Here is a 20,877-nt window from a genome sequence, read left to right as displayed (position 1 = left end):
GGGGGAGAGGGGGCTGGGTGGGGGATATGCGCGGGCGCGGGAAGGCCCCATCTTATGCCGCAGTGCAGCATCGCGCCGGAGATCCCATGGCCTTTCGGTTCGTTCCAGGACGCGCCACGCGCCGCGCCGCCAGCGGCGCCGTCCGGATCCTGCGCGCCACCGCCAAGGCGAACGCCGCCGCGGCGCGCCGGACCGGGTCCCTGATGCAGCGCGGCGCCGAGGCGCTGAAGAAGGAGGAGCCCGCGCACGCGCCGCCCGGCCGATTCGTCGAGGTCGACGGGGTGCGGGTGCACGTCATCGTCCGCGGCAAGGGCCGCCCGGTGGTGCTGATCCACGGCAACGGCACGATGGCGGAGGACTTCGTCATCTGCGGCCTCGTCGACCAGCTCGCCAAGACCTACCGGGTGATCGCGATCGACCGGCCCGGCTTCGGGTACACCGAGCGGCCGCGGCACTGGGTCTGGACCGCCGCCGCGCAGGCGCGGCTGATCGGGCACGTGCTCGCCGCGCTGAACGTCGAGCGCCCGGTGGTCGTCGGCCATTCCTGGGGCACCATCGTGTCGCTGGCGCTGGCGGTCCACGAGGGAATCGACCTGCGCGGGCTGGTGCTGCTCTCCGGCTACTACTATCCGGGCCGCCGGGCCGACGTGGCGCTGATCGCGCCGCTCGCCGTGCCCGGCGTCGGCGACGCGGCCCGCGCCCTGATGCCGGAGGCGGTCGGGCAGATGCTGGCGCCGAAGGTGTTTCGCCACGTGTTCAAGCCGCAAGCCGTGCCGGCGCGGTTCACCGCGCGCTTCCCCGTCGCGCTCTCGCTCTCGGCCACGCAGTGCCGCGCGAGCGCCGAGGATACCGCCAGCATGAACACCGCCGTCGCCCTCATGCAGCCGCGCTACACCGCTTTAAGGCTGCCGGTGGCGATCCTGTCGGGCGATGCCGACGCCATCGTGGACCCGGCCGAGCAATCCTGCCGCCTGCACGCGGAGCTCGCGGGCAGTACCCTCACCCTGCTGCCGGGCCAGGGCCACATGATGCACTACTTCGCCAAGGCCCGGATCCTGCGGGCGGTCGAGGCCCAGATGGCGCTCACCGGCCGAACCCTGGCCTGGCGTTCGCGATGAGCGGCCCGAGCACATCGGTGACGCCGGTGAGCGTGATCTGGGTGCCGACGCAGAGGAGCAGGAAGGCGGCGAGCCGGCCGAGCACCCGGGCCCGGGCGTGGCCGAGCCGCTCCACCAGCCGGTCGGCGGAGGCGTAAGCGAGCAGCACCATCAGGGCGATGACGAGGGCCGCCGCCGAGGCGCCGGCGAGGTACGCGATCCGGTCGGTCCCGCCCTCCGGCCGGCCGGCGCCGAGCGCGATCGCCACCGCGATCGTGCCGGGCCCGGTGGTGAAGGGCAGCGTCAGGGGAAAGAACGCCACCTCGGCGAGCGCCGCGGGCTCGGAATCGTCCTCGCTCGCCTGGGCCGGCTCGGCCTGGGCGGTCTTGCGGGCCTCGCGCTGCTCGGGCGCGGCGAGCAGGCTCCAGGCCTGCGCGGCCACCACGAGGCCGCCGGCGATGCGGAGCGCCGCGAGCGAGATGCCGAAGAAGCTGAGCACCGACGCCCCGGCCCAGAGCGAGACCAGCATCACGGCGGCGGCGTAGACGCCGATGCGGCGGGCGAGCCAGGTGCGCTCGGCGTGCTGCCGCCCGGCGGTGACCTGCGCGAAGATCAGCGCCGCGCCCGGCGGGTTGACGATCGAGAACAGGGCCGAGAAGGCGAGAAGGAAGCTCTGCAGCGCGGCGTCCGCGCCCGGGAAGGGCATCACGCGCCGCCCGGCACGGGGGCGGGCACCGGTACGGGCACCGGCGCCAGCACCCGGGACCTGAGGCGTGCCGTCCGGCGGGTCTGGACCGCCACCGGGCGGTGGAGCTGCTTTCCCGCCTCGACCACGTGCAGGCCGGCGAAGGGCAGCGACAGGCCGGTGCCGACCCGCTCCCAGGCGCTGGCGGTGCGTAAGGTGAGCCAGCCCTCGACGGGGGGCACGTAGAGGGTCTCGGCCCAGTCCTCGGGCGAGAACAGCGCGTCGCGCATCAGCCGGCCGAGCTGGGAGCGGCTGTAGGGCTGGCCGTGGCCGAAGGGCGTGGCGTCCCGCCGCGCCCACAGGCCGCGGCGGTTCGGCACCGCGACGATCAGCCGTCCGCCGGGCGTCAGCACGCGCCAGACCTCCTGCATCAGCTCGGCCGGGCTCTCCACCGCCTCGATGGCGTGGATCAGGAGCACCCGGTCGAGGGCGGCGTCCGGCAGCGGCATCATCGTCGGATCGACGAGGCAGGAGGCCGAGCGGCCGGAGCCGGGCCAGTGCGTCACGCCCTGCGTCGCCGGCATGAAGGCCAGTGTCCGCTCGGCGGCGTGCCGCACGGGCCCGAGATACGGCACCGCGTAGCCGAGCCCCATCACCCGCAGGCCCGACACCGAGCCGAGCATGCGGTGGACCGTGCGGCCGACGAGCCGCTGCGCCACCGCCCCGAGGGGGCTGGCGTAGAAGGCGCGCAGGTCGGTGACGTCGAGGCTCATCGGTTCCCGGGGCGTGCGGGGCGGCGCAAGGACGCCGTCGCCATCAATGGGGAGTGGCGCGAAGCGCGGCAAGGCGTCAACCCGGCCAGGCCCCGCGCGCTCCCCGCTATTCGCCGGCCGCGCAACTCGCGCAGGCCCCAGGGGCGCCCTATCTTCCGGCGGCGAGAGAGTGTTTCGAGGAAGCGCCGCGATGCCCGAGATCCGCCCCGAGATCCGCACCTTCCCGTGCCGGAGCGACAATATCGGCGTGCTGATGCGCGATCCCGCGACCGGCGCCTGCGCGGCCATCGACGTCCCGGAGGCAGCCGCCGTCCTGCGCGCCCTCGACGAGACCGGCTGGCGCCTCACCGACATCCTGGTCACCCACCGCCACGGCGACCACGTCGAGGGCATCCCGGAGGTGAAGGCGCGCACCGGGGCCCGGGTGACGGCGCCCGAGAAGGCCGGTGCGGCCGTGCCGCAGGTCGACGCCACGGTGCGCGAGGGCGACGTGGTGACGGTGGGCTCGCTCGCGGCGGCCGTCTGGGAGACGCCCGGTCATTGCAACGACCACGTCACCTACTGGTTCGAGGAAGCGGGGATCGCGTTCGCCGGCGACACCCTGTTCACCCTCGGCTGCGGCCGGGTGCTCGAGGGCCCGCCCCAGGTGCTGTGGCGCTCGCTGTCGCGCTTCCTGCCCCTGCCCGACGAGACCGTGATCTATTCCGGCCACGATTACGTCCTGTCGAATGCCCGCTTCGCGCTGGCCGCCGAGCCGGAGAACCGGAACCTGAAGGATCGCGCGGCGCTCGCCGAGACGGCCAAGGCGGAAGGCCGCTTCCTGGTGCCGACGACCTTGGGCGAGGAGAAGGCCACCAACCCGTTCCTGCGGGCCACCGAGCCGGCGCTCGCCCGCGCCGTCGGCATGGAGCCCGGCGCCGATCCGGCGGCGGTGTTCACGGCGCTCCGCGAGTGGAAGAACCGGTTCTGACGCCCATGCAACACCTCACCGCATCGGAGGTCGTGCGCCTGCTCGACCTCAAGCCCCATCCGGAGGGCGGGCACTATCGCGAGACCTTCCGGGATCCGAACGAGATCGACGGGCGCCCGGCTTCGACGGCGATCTACTACCTGCTCGACATCGGCGAGACGTCGGAGTGGCACCGGGTCGACGCGACCGAGGTCTGGCTGTGGCATGCCGGGGCGCCGATGGTGATCACCACCAGCCCCAACGGCCACGACGCCGAGGCGCGCCACCTCGGTCCCGACCTCGCCCGGGGCACCGGCCGCAGATCGTGGTGCCGGCCCATCACTGGCAGACGGCGACCAGCCTCGGGGCCTGGACGCTGGTGAGCTGCACCGTGGCGCCGGGCTTCCGGTTCGAGGGGTTCGAGATGGCGCCGCCGGATTGGCGGCCGATGCCGCGGGGGTGACGATTATTTCTTGGTGAGCCTTGTCCTGCGAACGTCCGCTATGGGTGAAGGCTGTGTGAAAACTCGGGCGCGCTCCGAGATTGTAGAACATTCTTCCGCGCTGTCGCCATTCGAGCATCCTGGATGGCGGCCGGGATGGCGTCAGGATCCCCTGAACGGGGCGGCCAAGACGGCGCGAGGGAAGATCCTTCTATGGGCTCTGAGTTTTCACACGGCCTCGGTGGGGAGCGGACCCTCGTGCCAGGGTCTCGGCACCTGCGGGAGGTCAGACGTTGTCAAATATGCGTGTTGCTCGTCGTTCCGGCTGGCAGCATGGACCTCTCGGGGACTTCCTTCAGCTCGCCCGGGATCACCTTGCGGCGGGCTCTTTGCTGTCCGGCGCCGTCGGCCAAAGGCTTGATCTCCATCGGCATCTCCTCCAGCCATCACAGCTGAGGCAGGAGCGGCAGGTGGACTCATCCGGCCCTTCGGGTCACTAGAGCGCTTCACGATCGCTCCGCAATCGCGAAGCTTCTCCAGGTCTTTGGTTTTGCCGCATTTTCTGCGACGAACCGGTATCCACTTCGTCGGAAAATGCTCTAGTGGAGTGACGAGAAGATGGGCTCGCGCAGGGCGGCTTGGTCTGCTCAGTGTCGGACCGGATCATGAACCTTGCCGCCTGGAACCGCCTCCCGCCCGGCCCCCGCCCGCGTCGCCACCAGCGCCCCGGCCACGATGAGCCCGCAGGCCAGTGCCAGCGACCACGTCGCCGGGGCGTAGCCCGCGGCGACGAGGATCAGGGTGGAGAGCACCGGCGCGGCGTAGGAGCCGACGCCGAGGAGGCGGATGTCGCCGCGCTTGACGCCGATGTCCCAGAGGTAGAACGCCGCCCCGACCGGCCCGAGGCCGAGCGCCGCGACCGCCGCCCATTGCGCCGCTCCTTGCGGCCACACCGTGCGCTCGAAGGCGAGGTGGCAGACGAGGCTCAAGCCCGCCGTCGCGAGGCAGAAGCCCGCCACCGCGTCGGTCGGCACCGCGCCGACCCGGCGCGACAGCACCGAGTAGCCCGACCACAGGAAGGCGCAGGCCAGAGCCGCGGCGTAGCCCGGAAGCGCGGCGGCCTCGAAGCTGAGCGAGCCGCGGCCGAGGAAGAGCGTGACGACGCCGGCGAGACCCAGCAGCGCCCCGGCGAGGTGCGCCGCGCGCAAGCCCCCTCCCCCGGCAGGAGTGCGGAGAACAGTACGATCAGGAGCGGCCAGAGATAGCTGATGAGCCCGGCCTCCGCCGGCGGCGCGAGGCGCAGGGCCGCGAAGTAGAGCGCGTGGTAGCCGAACAGCCCGACGATCCCGAGCGCCCACACCGAGAGGGGCTGGCGCAGGGCCGACAACCCCGAGGGCCGCACGATCCAGCTGGCGCAGCCGAGGAGCCCGCCGACCAGAAAGGTCATGGCGGCGAGCTGGAACGGCGGCACCGCGCCGGAAGCGGCGGTGAACAGGGCGAGCAGCGACCAGAGCAGGATGGCGCCGGAGCCGATCAGGGTGGCCGAGCGAATCGTCATGTCCCGGGCCTAGCATGCCCGGGCCTGCCGGTTCACGCGGGAATCGGCTAGGACACGGCGCCATCCGCCGGAGGAGCGCGCCGTGATCGAGAGTCCCGAGAACGACCGTGCCAGGATCGACCGTGCCAAGATCGAACTCGCCCCCGGCCTGCTCCATTACCCGGGCTACCTCGACGCCGCGGCGCAAGGCGCCCTCGCGGACGACCTCGCGGCCGTACTGGAGGAGGCCCCGCCCTTCACGCCGGCGATGCCGCGCACCGGCAAGCCGTTCTCGGTGCGGATGACGAATTGCGGCCCCCTCGGCTGGGTCTCCGACCGGGCGGGCTACCGCTACCAGGCGACGCACCCGGACACCGGCCGGCCCTGGCCGGCAATGCCGGCAGCCGTGCTCAAGGCCTGGGCCGAGCTCGCCGGCGGCCCGGCGGAGCCGGAGGCCTGCCTCGTCAACCTCTACGCCCCCGGCACCCGGATGGGCCTGCACCAGGACCGGGACGAGGCGGAGCTCTCGGCCCCCGTCCTCTCCCTGTCGCTCGGGGCGACCGCGCTCTTCCGCTACGGCGGCCTCCAGCGCTCCGATCCGACCCGCTCGGTGCGGCTGTCCTCCGGTGACGCCCTGGTGATCGGCGGGCCCTCGCGCCTGATCTTCCACGGCGTCGACCGCATCATGCCCGCCGATCTCCTGACCGCCGAATCCGCGCCGGTCCTGCCCGGGGCGGTGGCGGCGGGCGGGCGCCTCAACCTGACCTTGCGGCGCGTCTCGGCGATCCGCCCCGCTTGACAGAGCGGCGCGCACGGCCGACGCATCCGGCGAAGTCCGAGACGATGCCCGATCCCGGGCGGCCTCTCGCCAACCCAGAGACGAGTCCGATGCCGACGAGTCCCCTGTCGCCGCGTGTCATGTCGCTGCGCGTCCGTTCAACGTCGCGGCGCACGAGTTCCTTATCGCTGCGCGTGCTCGCGCTCCTCTCCGTCCTGGCCGCCCTGCCGACAGGGGCGCTGGCCGCCGATCCGGTCTACCCGCCGGGCTCGCGCTTCGGCTTCGAGCCGGCCGAGGACATGGTGGTGTCGCGCCGCTTCACCGGCTTCGAGCGGCAGGCCGGCGGCGCCACGGTCTCGGTGGTCGAGCTGCCGCCCCAGGCCTACAAGGACCTCACCGCCAACTTCACCGACGAGAACCTGAAGAGCCAGGGCCTCGTGGTGAAGACCCGCGAGCCCCTGAAGCTCGCCGACGGGCGCGAGGGCCTGCTGTTCACCGGCGAGCAGCCGATCGAGCAGCCCGCCGGCGCGCCGGCCCTGCACAAGTGGGTCTTCCTCGTCTCGGACCCGACCGTGACCGGCATCATCATCGGCCAGACCCTGCCGGCGGCGGAGTCCGACGAGGCGATGCGCGCGATGCTGACCAGCGTGCGGGTGCGCCCGGCCCTCACCCTCGACCAGCAGGTCGCGGCGCTGCCCTTCCGGGTCACCGAGACCGCGGGCTTCCGCCCGGTGCGGGTGCTCGGCGGCAACTCGGTGCTCTACACCGACGGGCCGAAGGACCAGATGATGAACCTGGAGCAGCCGATCCTGGTGCTGGCCGAGGCGGTGCAGCCGGCGCCGTCGGCCGAGCAGCGCGACGCCTTCGCCAAGGCCGCGCTGTACTCGAACCAGACCATGAAGGACTTCGCGATCGAGCGCTCGCAGGGCTTCCGCCAGAACGGCGCCGACTGGCACGAGATCGTGGCGCGCGCCACCGACGTGCCGTCGGGCACGCCGGTGGTGGTGTCGCAGACCATCCGCTTCCAGCCCGACGGCTATTTCCGCGCCGTCGGCGTGGTGCGCGCTCAGGACCGCGAGACGATGCTGCCGCGCTTCCGCAAGGTGGTGGACGCGATCACGTTCTGAACGAGGTCTGTTTCCGGGAGACCGCCGGTGTCGCTCGACGGGCTTTCCACCCTCGATGGCATCCGGGGCCGCGACAGCGGTACCCGCGATCCATAACCGCTGAGGTTTCGGGAAGAGGCGGAAACCTTCCCGCTCGGTCTTGCATCGTCAGCGGTTATGGATGCCGGGTTCTCGCCTTTCGGCGAGCCCGGGGGATGACGCAGAGAGTTGTCGACCTGCGTGCCCGACCAATAGACTATCGCCCCGTAGCGTGAGACGGCGGAGGCGGGAAGCGCATGCGCCCCCGCCCACCCGGACGACCGCGATGGAACTCAAGTGGATCGAGGATTTCTTGAGCCTCGCCGAGACCCGCAGCTTCTCGCGCTCGGCGGAGGCCCGCGCCGTCACACAGTCGGCCTTCAGCCGGCGCATCCGCTCGCTGGAAGTCTGGCTCGGCACCGCCCTCCTCGACCGCAGCACCTACCCGATCACGCTCACCGCCGACGGGCGCCAGTTCCTCGAGACCGCCGAGGAGGTGGTGCGGCTGCTCACCCTGAGCCGGGCCGATTTCCGCGCCCGCAGCGACGGCGCCGGGCTGCCGGTGGTGACGATCACGGCGCTCCACTCGCTCTGCCTGTCGTTCCTGCCGCGCTGGCTCGGGCGCATCCGTGACGCCCTCGGGCCGGTGGCGAGCCGGGTGCTGCCGGACAACTTCAACATCTGCGTCCAGGCCCTCGTCGAGGGCGGCTACGACCTGCTCCTGACCTATCACCACCCGGGCATCCCGATCCCGCTCGACCCCGCGCGCTATCCCTGCCGGGTCGTCGGCCGCGACAGCCTGGCGGCGGTGGCCTCCCCGGGCGGGCTGGTGCCGGATGCGCGCGGCCGGCTGCCGCTGCTGCAATATTCCCGCGGCTCGTTCCTCGGGCGGCTGGCCGGCATCGCGCAATCCGCCGAGGACGCGCCGGCGACCTACCCGGTCCACACCAACGAGAACTCGATGGCCGAGGCCCTGCGCTCGATGGCGCTCGGCGGCCACGGCATCGCCTGGCTGCCGCGCAGCCTGGTCGAGCCCGAGATCCGGGCCGGCGCCCTGACGGTGCTCGGCCGCGAGATGCCGATGGACATCCGGCTCTACCGCAGCGCCGAGCGCCACCGATCCTTCCTCGACGAGGTCTGGGCCGTCGCCGCGGAGGACGCGCCAAACTATTCGGATGCGGAATAGTTCATCGCGAACATAGCATTGGCGGCGCCGACGATGCGGGATTATTCCGCCGCCATCCGGTGACGGCGCCGCGGTTCCCTTGGCGGAACCCACCCGGTCCCGGCCCCATACCGCCCCTTCGACGCGGCCTCGCCGCCTGCGCGCCACCCGGCGCGCCGGCTCGCGGCCGCGCGCCCGAAATCCGCCAGGAGCCCGCCTTGACCGCCACAGCGACCCGCATCGAGCACGACCTTCTGGGCGACCGGGAGGTGCCGGAGAGCGCCTATTACGGCATCCACACCCTGCGCGCCGTCGAGAACTTTCCGATCACCGGCACGACGCTCGCCACCTGCCCCGACCTGATCCGGGCGCTCGCGGCGATCAAGCAGGCGGCGGCCCTCGCCAACCGCGAGCTGGGGCTGCTCGATTCCGAGCGCTGCGACGCCATCGTGGCGGCCTGCCTCGAGATCCGGGGCGGCGCCCTGCACGACCAGTTCGTGGTCGACCAGATCCAGGGCGGGGCCGGCACCTCGACCAACATGAACGCCAACGAGGTGATCGCCAACCGGGCGCTCGAGAAGCTGGGCGCCACCCGCGGCGATTACGGGCGGCTGCACCCGAACGAGCACGTCAACATGGGCCAGAGCACCAACGACGTGTACCCGACGGCGCTCAAGATCGCCGGGATCGGGGCGATCCGCCGCCTCGTCGACGCGATGGCGGCCCTGCGGACGAGCTTCGAGGCGAAGTCGTATGAATTCCGCGACGTCCTCAAGATGGGCCGCACCCAGCTCCAGGACGCGGTGCCGATGACGCTCGGCCAGGAATTCGGCACCTACGCGCGGATGCTGGCCGAGGACGAGGCCCGCCTCGGCGAGGCGGAACTCCTGATCCGCGAGATCAATCTCGGCGCCACCGCGATCGGCACCGGCATCACCGCGCACCCGCTCTATGCCGGCCTCGTGCGCGAGCGGCTCTCGGCCATCACGGAGATCCCGCTGATCACCGCGGAGGACCTCGTCGAGGCGACGCAGGATTGCGGCGCCTTCGTGCAGGTCTCGGGGGTGCTCAAGCGCGTCGCCGTCAAGCTGTCGAAGACCTGCAACGACCTGCGCCTGCTCTCGAGCGGGCCGCGGGCGGGCTTCAACGAGATCAACCTGCCGGCGCGCCAGGCCGGCTCCTCGATCATGCCCGGCAAGGTCAACCCGGTGATCCCGGAGGTCGTCAACCAGGTCGCGTTCGAGGTGATCGGCAACGACGTCACCATCACCTTCGCGGCGGAAGCGGGCCAGCTCCAGCTCAACGCCTTCGAGCCGGTGATCGCCTACAGCCTGTTCCGCAGCCTCGCCCATCTGGAGGCGGCCTGCCGCACCCTCGACGTCCATTGCGTGCGCGGCATCACGGCGAACCGCGAGCGCCTGCGCGCCAGCGTCGAGAACTCGATCGGCATTGTGACGGCGCTCAACCCCTATATCGGCTATCGCAACGCCACCGCCGTCGCTATGGAGGCGCACGCCACGGGCCGGGGCGTCTACGATCTCGTGCTCGAGAAGCGGCTGATGGCCAGAGACCAGCTCGACCGGGTACTCCAACCCGACCAGCTGACGCGCCCGCAGGCCCTGACGGCACTCTGAGAGAGCTGCCATTTCACGGACGGAAACGCCAGACATCTGCGGGAAACCTCGGGCGCGCTCATCTCGCGCCCGGGGCCCTTGCCGCACATCCGTTCACCCTTGGGAGGACCACGACACATGGCACAGGTTGAATCGACCGGACGCTCGGGCCGGCTGACGCTCTATACCGGACTCGGGCTGGCGCTCGGCGTCGCCGTCGGCGCAGGTCTGCACGGCATGGCGGGAAGCCCCGCGGAAGCGAAGGAGATCGCCGGCTACTTCACCATCGGCACCGACATCTTCCTGCGGCTGATCAAGATGATCATCGCGCCTCTGGTCTTCGCCACCATCGTGTCGGGCATCGCGAGCTTCGGCGACACCAAGGCGGTCGGCCGCGTCGCGGGCCTCGCCATGGGCTGGTTCCTCACCGCCTCGATCGTCTCGCTGTCGCTCGGCTTCCTCGTCGCCAATCTCTTCCAGCCCGGCGCCAGCCTCGGCCTGCCGCTGCCGGATGCGGGGGCGCAGACGGGCCTCAAGGCCGCCTCGATCAACCTGCGCGAGTTCATCACCCACGTCTTCCCGACCAGCATCGTGTCGGCGATGGCGACGAACGAGGTGCTGCAGATCCTGGTCTTCTCGGTGTTCTTCGGCTTCGGCCTCAGCGCCATCGACCGCCGTTACGCCGACCCGATGATCCACATGCTGAACGGGCTGGCGCAGGTGATGTTCAAGGTCACCGACGCGGTGATGCAGGTGGCTCCCCTCGCGGTCTTCGCCGCCATGGCCTCGGTCGTCACCATCCAGGGCCTCGGCGTGCTCATCGATTACGGCAAGTTCATCGCCGTGTTCTATCTCGGCCTCGCCGTGCTGTGGGCGCTCCTCATCGGCGTCGGCTGGCTCGTTCTCGGCAACAGCGTCGTGCGGCTCCTGCGCCTCCTGCGCACCCCGATGATCGTCGCCTTCTCGACCGCGAGCAGCGAGGCCGCGTTCCCGCGCACCGTCGAGGTGCTGGAGAAATTCGGCGTGCGCCCCCGCGTCACCGGCTTCGTGCTGCCGCTCGGCTACTCGTTCAACCTCGACGGCTCGATGATGTACCAGGCGCTGGCCTCGCTGTTCATCGCCCAGGCCTTCGGCATCCATCTCGGCATCACCGAGCAGCTCACCATGCTGCTCGTCATGATGGTGACCAGCAAGGGCATCGCCGGCGTGCCGCGCGCCTCGCTGGTGGTGGTGGCCGCGACCGTGCCGATGTTCGGCCTGCCCGCCGCCGGCATCCTGCTGATCATGGGCGTCGACCAGATCCTCGACATGGGCCGCACCGTCACCAACGTGCTCGGCAACGGGCTCGCCACCGCCGCGGTCGCCCGCTGGCAGGGCGAGATGGACGAGGGGGCGGACGAGACGGTCGACGCGCCCACCGCGGTCGCGATGCCGGCCGGCAAGGCGGCGTGAGGTCGAGGGCCGGCGGTCGTCGATGGCGGCCGCCATCTCATTCCATCCGCAACCTCATCCCGAGGTGCCGCGTCGCGGCCTCGAAGGGGGCTCCAGAAGTCTCAGCGATCTCTGGAGCCTCCTTCGAGGTCAGTCGATCGATGATCGACTGACACCTCGGGATGAGATCGTGGGTAGGATAGGAAGAACACTCTCCGCGTCATTTCGGATCAGCGCCGCGCAGCTCCGAATGACGCGGAGGTTTCGATGTCCGTCGGCGGGAAATACCGCCCCGCCCTACCCTACCCCCGCCAGCACCTCGACCACCTTCTCGGGGTTCGGCACCTCGACGTCGTGCGGCACCGCCAGTTCCCGGTACTGCCACCCGGCCTTCGCCTTCGCCCGCTGCCGGCTCGGCTCGATCGAGGCCAGGGCCGGGTTGGTGTAGGCGACGTAGGTGACCGGCAGGCCGGCGCCGGCGGGTTTGCTCAAGCGCACCGGGCTCTCGTAGGTGCCGATCGGGTGCGGCCGCAGGCGCTGCATGAACCAGTCCTTGGCCGGGCCCGCGGGGATCGGAAAAGCCTCAGGGCCGGGCACCGGCAGCGCCACGCCCGCGCCCTGCTCCAGGGCGGTCTTGCGCCGGGCCTCCGCCATGCCGGCGGGCAGGATGGTGAAGGCGGTGTCGCCGGTCTCGGGGATCAGCGCGTCGAGATAGACGATGTGGCGGATCCGGTCGGTCATCCGGTCCGCGACCCCGGTCACCGCCATGCCGCCATAGGAATGCCCGACCAGAATGACGTCGCGCAGGTCCTCCATGGCGATGAGGCTCGCCACGTCCTCGATATGGGTGTCGACCGTGATCTGGCGCGACAGGAGGTGGCTGCGCTCGCCGAGCCCGGTCTGGGTCGGCGTGTAGACCCGGTGTCCCTGTTGGCGCAGGCCGGCGGCGACGTCGCGCCAGATCCAGCCGCCGCCATAGGCGCCGTGCACCAGCACGTAGGTTTTCGGGGTCGCGCCCTGCGCCTGCGCGGCGCCGGACGCGAGGGCGGCGGCACCGAGGGCGGAGACGCCCGCCAGGGCCGTTCTGCGGTTGACCGTCACGCGGTGGTTCCTCCCAATGTTCGTTCTTGAGAGCGTTGTAGCGGCGATCCGGCCCAAATCCATCGGCCAAGGTCCATGGCGACGCATGCGCGGAGCGCGGCTCGCACCCTGCGCCCGCGGTGCTATGGAGGGTCACCGACGCGCTTCCCCCCCGACACGAGGGCACGACCCACCGATGACCCACGCGGAGACCACCCCACCGGACCTCTCGGCCACGCTGTCGCCGCGGATGCGCGGCATCGGCACGAGCCAGATCGGCCTCGTCGCCGACCGCGGCCGGGACGATCCCGAGGTGGTCAAGCTGTGGATCGGCGAGGGCGACCTGCCGACGCCGCCCTTCATCGTCGAGGCAGCCCACAAGGCGATGCTGGCCGGGCACACCCGCTACGCCACCTCGCTCGGCCTGCCGCGCCTGCGCGAGGCGCTGAGCGCCTACCACGCCCGGCACTGGGACGTGGACGTCCCGCCCGAGCGCTTCGCCGTCACCGCGGGCGGCATGAACGCCATCATGCAGGCGGCGCAGGCGCTGCTGGAGCCCGGCGACGAGATCATCATCCCCTCCCCGGCCTGGCCGAACCTGGCGGAAGCCGTGCGCATCACCGGCGGGGTGCCGGTGACGGTGCCCTACCGGGTGCAAGGGGACGGGCGCTTCGCCCTGCCGCTCGCCGACATCGCGGCGGCGATCACCCCGCGCACCCGCGTGATCGTGGTCAACTCGCCCTCGAACCCGACCGGCTGGATCATGCCGCTCGACGAGATGAAGGCCCTTCGCGATCTCGCCCGGGCGCGGGGCCTGTGGATCATCGCCGACGAGGTCTACGCCCACTTCACCTACGGCAACGCCATCGCCCCGTCCTTCCTGCAGATCTGCACCGAGGACGACCGGCTGGTCGTCACCAACACCTTCTCGAAGAACTGGGCGATGACGGGCTGGCGCGCCGGCTGGCTGATTGCCCCGCGCGGGCTCGGGCCCACCTTCGCCAAGCTCGGCCAGTACAACACCACCTCGATCCCGACCTTCATCCAGCACGCCGCCATCACGGCACTGGAGGAGGGCGACGGCTTCATCCGCCAGATGGTCGCGCGCTGCGCCGAGAGCCGCGAGATCCTGGTCGCCGGCCTCTCGCGGCTCCCCGGCGTCACCGTGTCGGTGCCGGAGGGCGCCTTCTACCTGATGGCCCGTGTCGCCGGCCCCGGCACCCCGCGCCCCGGGGAGACCAGCCTCGACATCGCCTTCCGGCTCCTCGAGGAGGCGAAGGTCGGCGTCGCGCCCGGCACCGCCTTCGGGCCGGAGGGCGAGGGCTTCATCCGCCTGTGCTTCGCCATCAGCCCGGGCCTCGCCCGGGAGGCGGTGGCGCGCCTCACCCCCGTTCTCGGCCGCTGACGCGAGGCTGTCGATGTCCGAACCGATCGCCTTCCTCGGCAATCTCGACGCGGAGGAGGAAGCCGACTTCCTGGCGGCGCTCGCCGCCGCCATGCCGGCGGAGACCGTCCGGCCGTTCCGAACCCTGAGCGCCGAGGAGCGCGCCGGGATCCGGATCGCCATCGTGGCCAATCCCGATCCCGCCGAGGTGGCGCTGCTGCCGAACCTCGCCTGGATCCAGAGCCTGTGGGCCGGGGTCGAGCGGCTGGTGCGCGATCTCAAGGGGAACGGCGTGCCGATCGTCCGCCTGATCGACCCCGAGCTCGCCCGCACCATGGCCGAGGCGGTTCTCGCCTGGACCTACTACCTCCAGCGCGACATGCCGGCCTACCGGCGCCAGCAGGAGGCCGGAACCTGGCGCCAGCGCGCCTACCGGCCGCCGGCCGAGGTCACGGTGGGTTTTCTCGGCCTCGGGGCGCTCGGGAGCGCCGCGGCCGGGCGCCTGACGGGGGCGGGCTTCCGGGTCGCGGCCTGGAGCCGCTCGCCCAAGGACCTGCCGCCGGGGGTGACGGGCTTCTCGGGGCCGGAGGGTCTCACCGGCCTGCTCGCGGCGAGCGACGTCGCCGTCTGCCTGCTGCCGCTGACCGAGGCGACGCGCGGCCTCCTCGATGGCGAGCGCCTCGCCGCGATGAAGCCGGGGGCGGCGCTGATCAATTTCGGCCGCGGGCCGATCGTCGCGACCGACGCGCTCCTCGCCGCCCTCGATGCGGGCCAGCTCTCGCACGCGGTGCTGGACGTGTTCGAGGTCGAGCCACTGCCGCCCGGATCGCCCCTGTGGCGCCATCCCGGCGTGACCGTGCTGCCGCACATCTCCGGGCCGACCACCCCGGCCAGCGCGGCCTCGGTCGTCTCCGGGAACGTACGCGCCTATCGGGACACGGGGCGGATCCCGGCCGCCGTGGACGTGGCGCGGGGGTACTGAGGGCCTGATATCGATTGCTCGATCGATCTCATAACCCTGCATGTCATTCCGGGCTCCGCTTCGCGGCCCCGGAATGACATGCAGGGTGTCAGCTCTGTAGGCATCATCAAACGAACGCAGAAGGTTTCAAGCGTCGCTCATGCGGCGCGCCGGAGCCGAAGGCCGTGGGGCGGCGCCACGGCCGGTCCGGCGCCGGGCCCCGCCTGCTGCAGGCGCTGCAGCCAGTCCAGGGCGCTGCGGGCGGCCTCCTCGGCCTGGCGCGCGCGGGCCTCGGCCGCCTCGATCATCACGACGGCCCGCGCCTCGGCGGCGCGGGCGGCATCCTCCGCCGCGAGCGTCCTCGCCTCCGCCGCATGCGCTCTCGCTTCCGCCGCGCGCACCCGCGACTCGACCTGACCTTCCAGCGCCGTGGCCTCGTCGAGGCGCTTGCGGGCGCTGCGCAGCAGGGTCTGGGCCCGGATCTCGCGCTCCCGGAGTTGCAGGTCGGCCTCGCCCGGGCCGCGCGCGGCCTTGCGGACATGCGCGATCAGCGCGTCCCAGTCCCGCGGCGGGGAGGCGCCATCGACCGGCGTCAGGCCCTCGCGCGCGTTGATCGCGCCGATCGACCGGAGCACGCCGCCGAGATTCGCGACGAAGCTCTGCTCCAGCCGGTCGCACTCGGTGCCCGGCCGCGTCGCGCGAATGCTCTGGAAGACGTCGAGTCCCATGACGTGTGTCCCGTCGGCCTGGTCGGGCCATGGATGAGCGTTGACGCCGACAATCGCTCGTTACGGTTAATTCGCGCTTAAGCCAGAGGCAGGAAAGCGGGGGAGCGAACCTTTGACCCAGGGTCAGAATCCCGACATGACGACCGGCTCGTCGCAGCAGTTCCACGCCTCGGATTCGAGCACCATGCTGCGCCGAATACTGGATTGGACTACCAGCTGGCCGCGTGAGAGGCCCGCCGCGGCCCGGGCCGAGGGAAGTGCCTCCTCGAAGGCCCGACGTCCCAACCCGTTCGAGCGACGCGTCAGTGGGTGATGCGCGACAGCGCCACGATCGCGCCGACGAGGACGACGGCCTGGGAACCGGTCGAACCGGTCATCCATTTGACGATGTCGGATTTCGTGGCCGCGATCTTGGCCTCCAGACGCAGCTCGGCCTCACGCAGATCCGATCTCGTCGTGATCTTCAGGGTCTCGATATCGGATTTGAGGTCCTTGATGTCGGGCTTCGTGGCGAAATCGGCCTGGATCGCCTCGGCCAGACCTTCGGCCTGCTCCGGCGACATTCTGGCCTTGTCGCGCAAGGTCCGGACGAAGCGCAGGGTATCGAAGGCGACGGCGGTCATTCAACTGTCTCACGCGGCGAGGAACCGGCCGGCACACTGCGCACGCGCTGGAAGTGTCGCGCTCGGGTCAGTGTACAAGGGCCGGACGGCCGCGACCGCACCCATCCGGAGCCTGGAGCGCCGCAACGCGGCATCACCCGCCGAAAATCCGCTGAACGCCCATCCTTCGTCATTGACGCTCTGCGGCCCGCCGGCCTACCCCCTCCGGCATGCGCGTGAACCCACCGACACGGTCGATCGGTCGCGCGACCATCGCGGTGGTCGCGCTCTACGCGCTGTGCCTGCAGGTGCTGCTCGGCGCCCTCGCCCCCGTGCCGGCCCAGGCGGCTCCGGGCGCGGTGATCTGCCATGGCGAGGGGACGGACGGCGTCCCGCAGGGCGGCACCCACTGCGCCCTCGCCTGCTGCGTCGCGGCCCACCCCGTCGTCCTCGCGGGCCCGCTCCTCCTCGCCTTCCACCTCGCCTGGGACCGCCCGGGCCTCGCCGAGCGCGTCCCGCCCGCCGCCGACGAGCGCCCGGCGCGCGCACCGCCCGACGCGAGCGCCAGCCCACGAGGACCGCCGCAGGCCTGATCGACCGCGAACCCGCATCGATCACTGAGCCTTTCGGATCCTCGACCCATGCCCGTCTCCTCCGCCCCGGCCCCGGGGCGCGCCCGCCTGCGCGATGCCCTGCATCGCGCGGTGTGGCGCTGGCACTTCTATGCCGGCCTCCTCTGCCTGCCGTTCCTGGTCCTCCTGTCGGCGACCGGCTCGGTCTACCTGTTCAAGGACGAGATCAACCGCACGCTGTTTGCCCACCGCACCCTCGTGCCGGTGCGCGCGACGGCGCCTTTGTCGCCGGAGCGGCTGGTCTTCATCGCCGCCGAGGCGGTGCCGGACGCCCAGCCGACGACCTATGCCGGCCCGGAGGCCCCCGACCGCACGGCCATCGTCACCATGGCGGGGCGTAAGGGCAAAACCCTCGTCTACCTCGACCCTTACGACGGCGCGGTCCTCGACCGGGTCGGGCGCAGCGAGGAGGCGATGATGGTGGTGCGCCGGCTGCACAGCCTCGCCTTCTTCGGGCCGGTGGCGAACGGCCTGATCGAGGCCGTGGCCGGCTTCACGCTGATCCTCGTGCTCAGCGGGATCTACCTGTGGTGGCCGCGTGGCCAGTCCGGCGGTGTCGTCTCGGTGAGGGGTACGCCGGCGCGGCGGGTCTGGTGGCGCGACCTGCACGCGGTCACCGGCTTCGTCGCCGGGGCCGGCCTGTTCTTCCTCGCCGCCACCGGCCTGCCGTGGTCGATCCTGTGGGGCGAGCAGGTCCGGGCGGTGTCGAACCGCGCCGGGCTCGGCCAGCCGAACGCGCTCTGGGCCGGAGTGCCGGTCTCGACGCTGCCGATGGGCGCGGTGCTCGACCAGACCGGCTGGGCCCTCGAGGCCGCGCCGCTGCCGCGCTCCGACAGCCGCGACGGCGTGCCGATCGGCATCGACCGGGCGGCCGAGATCCTGACCGATCTCGGCATGCCGGCGGGCTACGAGCTGGCGCTGCCGGAGGGGCCGACCGGCGTCTACGCGGCCGCCGCCTATCCGCGCGACGTTACCCGCCAGCGGATGATCTCCCTCGACCAGTATAGCGGCCGGCCGCTGGTGAACGTGCGGTTTGCCGATATCGGGCTCGTCGGGCGCGGGATCCAGTACGGGATCGGGCTGCACAAGGGCGAGGTCGCCGGGCGGCTCAACCAGTTGCTGATGCTGGCCTTCTGCCTCGCCACGATCCTGCTCGCCGTCACCGCCGCGGTGATGTGGTGGAAGCGCCGCCCCGCGGGCCGCCTCGGCGTGCCGGCCTGGCCCGACGACCGCCGTGCAATCGGCGCCGTCACCGGCCTCGTCGTGGCGATGGGGATCCTCTTCCCCCTGACCGGACTGGCGATCCTGGCGATGATCGCCCTCGACGCCGCGTGGCTCGGCCTGCGGCGCGGCCTCCGGCGGCCGGCGACGGCCTGACGCGCCCCCCTGACGCGACCCCTGGCCGGCGCTCGCGCGCCGCCTCTCCCGCTTCTTCACGAGACGTCCGATGCCGCCCCTCCCCGGTTCCGGCCTGCGCCCGCGCGCGCTCGCCCTCCTTCTCACGATCGCCCCGGGCGCCGCACTGGCGCAGGAAACCATCGCCCTCGACGAGATCTCGGTCGCCGGGGCGAGCCCGCCCGGTCCCGCCTTCGGCGTCGCCGCCCCGCCGGGGTCGGCCCCGAGCGTGATCGAGCGCCCGGTCGGCGAGATCGTCACGGCGATCGGCCGGCAGGACGTGATCGCCAACCGCCCGGCGACCAGCGTCGGCCAGGTGCTCGTCAACAGCCCCGGCGTCAGCGTGCGCCAGGGCAACGGGCCGCGCGACGTGGTGGTGTCGATCCGCGGCAACAACGCCCGCTCGACCGGCGTCATCAAGAACATGGTGGCGCTGGAGGACGGCTTCGTCGTCACGCAAGCCGACGGCGCCTCGCGCTTCGACCTCACCGATCCGCGGGCCTATTCGCGCATCGACGTCTTCCGCGGGCCGCAATCCCCCCTGTTCGGCAACTACGCCACCGGCGGGGCGATCGCCTTCCGCACCCGCACCGGCCGCGAGATCGACGGCTACGAGATCGGCGCTGACGCCGGCAGCTTCGGCTACCTGAACCACTACGTCACGGTCGGCGGGGTCAGCGGTCCCTACGAGGTCAGCCTGTTCGCCAGCGATTTCCGCCTCAACGGCTTCCAGGACCATGCCAGCGCCAACACCCAGACCGTCAACCTGCTGGCGAGCTACACCCCGACTCCGGACAACCGCTTCACCCTGAAGGTCATCAACAACCTCGTCGATGTCGACCTGCCCGCCCGCTCGTCGCTGGCGCAGTACCGGATCAACCCCTACCAGCGCGGCTGCGCCAGCGCCGCGACGGCGGCTGTCGGCTGCAGCACCTTCAACCTCTTTCGCAACGGCGCCTTCGGCGCCACCGTGCCGGTGACGGCGGACGAGGGCGCCTTCGGCCGCAACGACCGGCGCACGCTCATCGCCGGGCGCTGGGAGCACGACATCGACGCCAACACGACTTGGCGCAGCCAGGTCGGCTTCGACGAGCGCAACTTCGACCAGCCGTTCTACACCTCGTCGTCGCGCGGCAGCTATCCGTCCTACACTGTCCTCTCGGACATCACGCACCGCACTCAACTCTTCGGCCTGCCGGTCGTCGGCTACGCGGCGTTGTCCTACAGCGCCATCGACAACCACATCGCGCTCTACAACCGCGCGCCCTATGGCGGTCCGCGGCTCGGCACGCTCGTGAGCAACCAGGAGGCGTTGCAGTCGAATCTCGGCGGCCGGGCCCGGGCCGAGATCGCGCTCTCCGAGCAATGGACCGGTGTCGTCGGCGTCTCGGCGGAGAACACCTGGCTGACAGGACGCACCCTCACCTACGGCTACTCGGCCGGCGGCACGACCCAGGCCCTGGCCCAAATTGATCGCAGCTTCCTCAACGTGGCGCCGGAATTGGCGCTGGTCTACCGGCCCGACGACTCTCTCGCGGTCCGCGGCCGGGTCGCCACCGGCTACGCGACGCCTGCGGCGAGCGTGCTGTTCGTGACGCCGGCCGGCGTGCCGGGCAACAACACCGACCTGCGCACCCAGACCAATCTCGGCTTCGACCTCGGGGCCGAGTGGTCGCCCCTGCCCGATCTCCGCCTGAGCCTGACCGGCTTCTACGAGTTCTTCCGCAACGAGTTCGTCACCCAGTCGCCGGGGGCGGGCCTGCTCAGCTACACCTTCAACGCACCGGCCTCGGAGCATCGCGGCATCGAGGCGGGCGCCGAGTGGGCGTTCTCCCCCGGCTGGCGCGCCTTCGCGGCCTACGGCCTCAACGACCAGTTCTACACCCGCTACGTCGAGCAATTGAGCGCCGGTTCCTTGACCGCGCGGTTCGACCGGGCGGGCCGCCTGATCCCGGGCGTGCCGGCCCACCAGCTCCTCGCCCGCATCGGCTACGACCAGCCGACAGGACCGTTCAAGGGTCTCGGCGCCTTCGTCGAGGCGGTCTACCAGGACGGCTTCTTCCTCGACAACGCCAACCTGCTGCGGGCGCCGGGCTACACGATCCTCAACGCCAACATCCACTACGACACGGACCTCGCCGGATCGTACGCCAAGCGCCTCAGCCTCTACGTCGAGGTGCGCAACCTGCTCGATACGACGTACATCGCCTCGGCCCAGCCGCTGGCGAACTCGATCAGCGCGGTGACCGGGCTGCAGAACGGCGCCGGCGTGCTCGCCAGCACCACCGGTACGATCTTCGCGGGCGCGCCGCGGAGTTTTGTCGGGGGGATGAAGCTGGCGTTCTGAGCACCCTTGCGATCGGCGCGATGGATCCTCACCGACCTCCATCGCAAGCCACCCCCCTTTCCCGGACGACTGAAGCGTCAGCGGAAGGAGATCCGGGATCCAGCATGAGAAGTCGCGAAGCGTCCTTGTGTCT

At 71.5% G+C, this 20,877-nt stretch carries 18 protein-coding genes and 2 pseudogenes; 13 read left to right on the top strand and 7 right to left on the bottom strand.

Annotation, left to right across the window (positions count from 1 at the left end):
- Positions 1-86 precede the first annotated feature (86 nt).
- Positions 87-1,118, top strand: a complete 1,032-nt coding sequence (locus tag DK412_RS02930) for an alpha/beta hydrolase (RefSeq protein ID WP_109970726.1) — start codon at positions 87-89, stop codon at positions 1,116-1,118.
- Here DK412_RS02930 and DK412_RS02925 read toward each other — a convergent pair.
- The gene (locus tag DK412_RS02925; RefSeq protein ID WP_204165482.1) at positions 1,084-1,803 is read right to left on the bottom strand and encodes a MarC family protein; all 720 of its coding nucleotides are present in this window, start codon (positions 1,801-1,803) and stop codon (positions 1,084-1,086) included. The two genes, DK412_RS02930 and DK412_RS02925, sit on opposite strands and share 35 nt — an antisense overlap.
- Entirely contained in the window at positions 1,803-2,555 is a 753-nt protein-coding gene (locus tag DK412_RS02920; protein WP_109970724.1) for a class I SAM-dependent methyltransferase, read from the bottom strand. The genes DK412_RS02925 and DK412_RS02920 overlap by 1 nt, the downstream gene beginning before the upstream one ends.
- 190 nt (positions 2,556-2,745) lie before the next feature.
- On the opposite strand from DK412_RS02920, the gene gloB reads away from it, so the two are divergent.
- Both gloB and DK412_RS02910 read left to right on the top strand, forming a co-directional pair.
- Positions 2,746-3,525, top strand: coding sequence for a hydroxyacylglutathione hydrolase (gloB, locus tag DK412_RS02915; protein WP_109970723.1), 780 nt, complete (start codon positions 2,746-2,748; stop codon positions 3,523-3,525).
- A 5-nt stretch (positions 3,526-3,530) separates the two neighbouring features.
- Positions 3,531-3,967: pseudogene (locus DK412_RS02910) on the top strand (cupin domain-containing protein).
- A gap of 275 nt (positions 3,968-4,242) precedes the next feature.
- On the opposite strand, the gene DK412_RS31320 reads toward DK412_RS02910, so the two are convergent.
- Positions 4,243-4,374, bottom strand: coding sequence for a hypothetical protein (locus tag DK412_RS31320; protein ID WP_280953971.1), 132 nt, complete (start codon positions 4,372-4,374; stop codon positions 4,243-4,245).
- A gap of 219 nt (positions 4,375-4,593) precedes the next feature.
- Positions 4,594-5,504, bottom strand: a pseudogene (locus DK412_RS02905) (DMT family transporter).
- Positions 5,505-5,586: 82 nt separating this feature from the next.
- Between DK412_RS02905 and DK412_RS02900 the strand changes: the two are divergent.
- The 5 genes from DK412_RS02900 (at position 5,587) to DK412_RS02880 (ending at position 11,636) form a co-directional block, all read left to right on the top strand.
- Positions 5,587-6,282 carry an alpha-ketoglutarate-dependent dioxygenase AlkB gene (locus DK412_RS02900; RefSeq protein ID WP_245447399.1) on the top strand — a complete coding sequence of 232 codons (696 nt, stop codon included), beginning with the start codon at positions 5,587-5,589 and terminating at the stop codon, positions 6,280-6,282.
- Between the two features lie 119 nt (positions 6,283-6,401).
- Entirely contained in the window at positions 6,402-7,388 is a 987-nt protein-coding gene (locus DK412_RS02895) for a hypothetical protein (protein WP_109970722.1), read from the top strand.
- 304 nt (positions 7,389-7,692) lie between these two features.
- Positions 7,693-8,592, top strand: coding sequence for a LysR substrate-binding domain-containing protein (locus tag DK412_RS02890; RefSeq protein ID WP_109970721.1), 900 nt, complete (start codon positions 7,693-7,695; stop codon positions 8,590-8,592).
- A gap of 197 nt (positions 8,593-8,789) precedes the next feature.
- Positions 8,790-10,205 (top strand): aspartate ammonia-lyase, encoded by a 1,416-nt coding sequence (aspA, locus tag DK412_RS02885; protein ID WP_109970720.1) that lies wholly within the window; start codon positions 8,790-8,792, stop codon positions 10,203-10,205.
- Between the two features lie 117 nt (positions 10,206-10,322).
- Positions 10,323-11,636, top strand: coding sequence for a dicarboxylate/amino acid:cation symporter (locus DK412_RS02880; protein WP_109970719.1), 1,314 nt, complete (start codon positions 10,323-10,325; stop codon positions 11,634-11,636).
- A gap of 276 nt (positions 11,637-11,912) precedes the next feature.
- Here DK412_RS02880 and DK412_RS02875 read toward each other — a convergent pair whose 3' ends face one another.
- Complete coding sequence (locus tag DK412_RS02875) at positions 11,913-12,716, bottom strand: alpha/beta hydrolase family protein (RefSeq protein ID WP_245447398.1); 804 nt, start codon at positions 12,714-12,716, stop codon at positions 11,913-11,915.
- A gap of 175 nt (positions 12,717-12,891) precedes the next feature.
- Between DK412_RS02875 and DK412_RS02870 the strand changes: the two genes are divergently transcribed.
- Both DK412_RS02870 and DK412_RS02865 read left to right on the top strand, forming a co-directional pair.
- Complete coding sequence (locus DK412_RS02870) at positions 12,892-14,100, top strand: pyridoxal phosphate-dependent aminotransferase (protein WP_109970717.1); 1,209 nt, start codon at positions 12,892-12,894, stop codon at positions 14,098-14,100.
- Positions 14,101-14,113: 13 nt separating this feature from the next.
- Complete coding sequence (locus DK412_RS02865) at positions 14,114-15,061, top strand: glyoxylate/hydroxypyruvate reductase A (RefSeq protein WP_109970716.1); 948 nt, start codon at positions 14,114-14,116, stop codon at positions 15,059-15,061.
- 137 nt (positions 15,062-15,198) lie between these two features.
- Here the strand turns inward: DK412_RS02865 and DK412_RS02860 are convergent, their stop codons facing one another.
- Both DK412_RS02860 and DK412_RS02855 read right to left on the bottom strand, forming a co-directional pair.
- The gene (locus DK412_RS02860; protein ID WP_109970715.1) at positions 15,199-15,768 is read right to left on the bottom strand and encodes a hypothetical protein; all 570 of its coding nucleotides are present in this window, start codon (positions 15,766-15,768) and stop codon (positions 15,199-15,201) included.
- 302 nt (positions 15,769-16,070) lie between these two features.
- Positions 16,071-16,391: a DUF1640 domain-containing protein gene (locus DK412_RS02855; RefSeq protein WP_109970714.1), complete on the bottom strand. Its 321-nt coding sequence runs from the start codon at positions 16,389-16,391 to the stop codon at positions 16,071-16,073.
- 215 nt (positions 16,392-16,606) lie between these two features.
- Between DK412_RS02855 and DK412_RS02850 the strand changes: the two genes are divergently transcribed.
- The 3 genes from DK412_RS02850 to DK412_RS02840 all read left to right on the top strand — a co-directional run bounded on the left by DK412_RS02850 (position 16,607) and on the right by DK412_RS02840 (position 20,744).
- Complete coding sequence (locus DK412_RS02850; RefSeq protein ID WP_162596080.1) at positions 16,607-16,963, top strand: hypothetical protein; 357 nt, start codon at positions 16,607-16,609, stop codon at positions 16,961-16,963.
- Between the two features lie 48 nt (positions 16,964-17,011).
- Complete coding sequence (locus DK412_RS02845; protein ID WP_109970712.1) at positions 17,012-18,379, top strand: PepSY domain-containing protein; 1,368 nt, start codon at positions 17,012-17,014, stop codon at positions 18,377-18,379.
- A 70-nt stretch (positions 18,380-18,449) separates the two neighbouring features.
- Positions 18,450-20,744 (top strand): TonB-dependent receptor, encoded by a 2,295-nt coding sequence (locus tag DK412_RS02840; RefSeq protein WP_109970711.1) that lies wholly within the window; start codon positions 18,450-18,452, stop codon positions 20,742-20,744.
- Positions 20,745-20,877: the final 133 nt, after the last annotated feature.

The organism is Methylobacterium sp. 17Sr1-1, assembly GCF_003173775.1.
GTDB lineage: Bacteria > Pseudomonadota > Alphaproteobacteria > Rhizobiales > Beijerinckiaceae > Methylobacterium.
Note: the sequence above shows the minus strand (reverse complement) of the source record. Positions and strands in the feature narration are given on the sequence as shown.

What these genes read in the sequence shown, in the direction of transcription:
- DK412_RS02930 (WP_109970726.1), top strand. Translation starts at nt 87, where the DNA reads ATGGCCTTTCGGTTCGTTCCAGGACGCGCCACGCGCCGCGCCGCCAGC.
- DK412_RS02925 (WP_204165482.1), bottom strand. Translation starts at nt 1,803, where the DNA reads ATGCCCTTCCCGGGCGCGGACGCCGCGCTGCAGAGCTTCCTTCTCGCC.
- DK412_RS02920 (WP_109970724.1), bottom strand. Translation starts at nt 2,555, where the DNA reads ATGAGCCTCGACGTCACCGACCTGCGCGCCTTCTACGCCAGCCCCCTC.
- gloB (WP_109970723.1), top strand. Translation starts at nt 2,746, where the DNA reads ATGCCCGAGATCCGCCCCGAGATCCGCACCTTCCCGTGCCGGAGCGAC.
- DK412_RS31320 (WP_280953971.1), bottom strand. Translation starts at nt 4,374, where the DNA reads ATGGAGATCAAGCCTTTGGCCGACGGCGCCGGACAGCAAAGAGCCCGC.
- DK412_RS02895 (WP_109970722.1), top strand. Translation starts at nt 6,402, where the DNA reads ATGTCGCTGCGCGTCCGTTCAACGTCGCGGCGCACGAGTTCCTTATCG.
- DK412_RS02890 (WP_109970721.1), top strand. Translation starts at nt 7,693, where the DNA reads ATGGAACTCAAGTGGATCGAGGATTTCTTGAGCCTCGCCGAGACCCGC.
- DK412_RS02880 (WP_109970719.1), top strand. Translation starts at nt 10,323, where the DNA reads ATGGCACAGGTTGAATCGACCGGACGCTCGGGCCGGCTGACGCTCTAT.
- DK412_RS02870 (WP_109970717.1), top strand. Translation starts at nt 12,892, where the DNA reads ATGACCCACGCGGAGACCACCCCACCGGACCTCTCGGCCACGCTGTCG.
- DK412_RS02865 (WP_109970716.1), top strand. Translation starts at nt 14,114, where the DNA reads ATGTCCGAACCGATCGCCTTCCTCGGCAATCTCGACGCGGAGGAGGAA.
- DK412_RS02860 (WP_109970715.1), bottom strand. Translation starts at nt 15,768, where the DNA reads ATGGGACTCGACGTCTTCCAGAGCATTCGCGCGACGCGGCCGGGCACC.
- DK412_RS02855 (WP_109970714.1), bottom strand. Translation starts at nt 16,391, where the DNA reads ATGACCGCCGTCGCCTTCGATACCCTGCGCTTCGTCCGGACCTTGCGC.
- DK412_RS02845 (WP_109970712.1), top strand. Translation starts at nt 17,012, where the DNA reads ATGCCCGTCTCCTCCGCCCCGGCCCCGGGGCGCGCCCGCCTGCGCGAT.
- DK412_RS02840 (WP_109970711.1), top strand. Translation starts at nt 18,450, where the DNA reads ATGCCGCCCCTCCCCGGTTCCGGCCTGCGCCCGCGCGCGCTCGCCCTC.